The following is a 2,275-nucleotide window of genomic DNA, read 5'->3' as shown; positions in this document are numbered from 1 at the left end:
GCCTATGGTAAGCTCCGCGTTAGCGGTGCGCAGCCATAGGTCCTCGTAGCCTCACCTCGTTTGTGCCTGGCGTAGCCCGGCGACTATCCCGATATATTGCTGATAACTCGACCATCCCGTTTGCCGTCTGATAACTCGACCATCCCAATATATGCCTAATGTCTCGACTTAACTTTAGCCGCATCTATGCCCGATGGGCTACCATCAACTACCGCAACACCATATATAAAAGTTGTCCCGAAATATGCAATACCGATTCGCTTATTTATAATCATTCCAAATAGTTGATAACTTTTTGTTGATATGTGTTCCACGTCTTATGTGCCTGTTTTTGCGATATTATGCAGTTTCACGCATCGGGATAATTATTTAATGTTGATAACTTTGTTTTGTAATGTCTTGATAATCAATATTAACTTAAGTTATCATCATTGCAATGTTGATAACTTTGTCAAAAAAGTTAAATCCCTGAAATTCATCTTACTTGTATTTATTGTGATATTTCCAAATTTTTGACGGTTTGTTTTTGTAAAAAAATCGGGGGAAATTTGCATTGTAGAAAAGACGCCCCCAAGGCTATTTTTATTTACATGTTTTATTTGGAGATTGGCTTGTCGCCATTCGGGATTTATCCAGTTCTGCCATAATTTTTGTCATCTCATGGCTATCGCAATCCACGGATGTGGCTCCTCTCTCCACGCACGACAGTTAGACGTGTCTACTCACTGTGCCTCTTCCTCTAAGAATTACAACCGACCATTAAGATGGAAAAGACCCATATACAATTATGGGAAGAGTGTCTGAAAATTTTTGCAGACAATCTTTCGCAGCAACAATTCGACACCTGGTTTCGCCCGGTGACGTCGCTCGGATTCGAGAGCGGCAACCTCACCCTAAGCGTGCCTACCGCATTCTTCGTGGAGCAACTCGAAGAGCGCTTCATGCGTATCATTGCCCCGACCCTGATGCGTGTCTATGGAGCCGGAGTGAAACTGTTCTATTCCTACCATCCTGTAAAGGAAGCTCCCGAAGCGGCTGTAACACAGCAGTCGGAACGCCCGAGTGCCGCAGTGCAGCGCCATCCCGCCAATCCTTTTCAGCCACAGGCTGCTCCCGAATTTAATTCGCAGCTCAATCCCAAATATACATTTGAGAACTATTGCGGAAGCGTATCCAACAAGATTGCCCGCTCTATCGGAGAGGCGATAGCCACCAATCCCAAGTGCAAGACATTCAACCCCCTCTTCGTATTCGGACATACCGGTGTCGGCAAGACCCACCTTATCCAGGCAATCGGTATACGCATCAAAGAGCGCAATCCTCAGGCGCGTGTACTCTACGTGTCGGCACGCCTCTTCGAGAGCCAGTATACTGCCGCCGCCATGGCCAAGCCAAGCCGTGTCAACGACTTCATCGCTTTCTACCAGTCGATCGACGTGCTGATAATCGACGACATCCAGGACCTCATGCACAAGCCCGGCACACAGAGCGCTTTCTTCCATATCTTCAACCATCTCCACCAGAATCAGCGCCAGATAATCATGTCGAGCGACTGTGCGCCCTCCGAGATGAAGGATATGCACGAACGTCTGCTCTCGCGCTTCAAGTGGGGTATGACGTGCGAGCTTGAAAGCCCCGATTTCGACCTTCGCCGCGAGGTGTTGCGCCAGCGTGCATCGCAGGATGGTCTCGACATCCCCGCCGAAGTGCTCGAATACATTGCCGCCAACGTCACCGACAGCATACGCGAGCTTGAAGGAATCGTAGTGTCGCTCCTGGCCCACGCCACAGTGCTCAACCGTGAAATTACAATCGACCTCGCACAGTCCGTGCTCAACAATGCCGTAAAGATTCAGAAAAAGACTGTCAATTTCGACATCGTCACACAGAAAGTATGCGATTACTATAACATCGATTCTGAAAAACTCTTTACCAAGAGCCGCAAGCGCGAGATTTCCGACGCACGCCAGATGGTGATGTATCTCGCCAAGCGCCATGTCAAGATGCCCGTCACTGCAATCGGCACACGCCTGTCGCGCAGTCATGCCACCGTGCTGCATGCCCTGAAGAATATCGAGGAGCGCATGTCGCTTGAGGCGGCCCTGCGTCTCGACATAGAGAAAATCGAGGCTTCGCTTACCGCCGTTCCCGTATAACCGGCGAAAAGATACATGAAGGATGCTCATCTCCGCCCCGTATTAGACCCCGTTCCCCAATATTTGTTAACGCTGGGGTCGCATATCTCTGAGTGATTTTTGTCTTGTGATGATGGAGC

The 2,275-nt window shown here is 49.0% G+C and carries 1 protein-coding gene; it reads left to right on the top strand.

The window, feature by feature from the left end:
- The first annotated feature begins 764 nt into the window (after window positions 1-764).
- Complete coding sequence (gene dnaA / locus K2I50_RS00845) at window positions 765-2,156, top strand: chromosomal replication initiator protein DnaA (protein WP_301024360.1); 1,392 nt, start codon at window positions 765-767, stop codon at window positions 2,154-2,156.
- Window positions 2,157-2,275 lie beyond the last annotated feature (119 nt).

This window comes from Muribaculum sp., from assembly GCF_029051885.1.
Lineage (GTDB): Bacteria > Bacteroidota > Bacteroidia > Bacteroidales > Muribaculaceae > Muribaculum.
Note: the sequence above shows the minus strand (reverse complement) of the source record. Positions and strands in the feature narration are given on the sequence as shown.

Coding starts and splice junctions, on each gene's coding strand:
- dnaA (WP_301024360.1), top strand. CDS start 765: ATGGAAAAGACCCATATACAATTATGGGAAGAGTGTCTGAAAATTTTT.